This is a genomic window from Bittarella massiliensis (ex Durand et al. 2017) (genome assembly GCF_017566145.1).
GTDB lineage: Bacteria > Bacillota > Clostridia > Oscillospirales > Ruminococcaceae > Bittarella > Bittarella massiliensis_A.
On record NZ_JABFCL010000173.1, the window covers coordinates 1 to 226 of the forward strand.

General features: G+C 42.9%; 1 protein-coding gene. It reads right to left on the bottom strand.

The annotated features are described in order from the left end of the window. Window positions 1-40: 40 nt before the first annotated feature. Window positions 41-226 (bottom strand): hypothetical protein (locus HJY11_RS13925; RefSeq protein WP_208076495.1); only part of this gene is annotated, 186 nt, incomplete at its 5' end.

The following is a 226-nucleotide window of genomic DNA, read 5'->3' on the forward strand; positions in this document are numbered from 1 at the left end:
CTGAGTACCTTTGATCTGTTTCGTTTATGAGTTACCCTTATCATTTATTTTCCTCCTGTATTTTCTTGTATAAATCTGGAAGAGGTCGCCATGCGATAACAACATATACTTGTCCCGAGTCGTCAAACCATGCGCCGTCTGGACTGTACTTTAGAGTTGTTGCGCGGCTTGCCCCTTTTATTGTTACGTTAAACTCTGGACAATACTCGTCCTCCATATCGTCTGG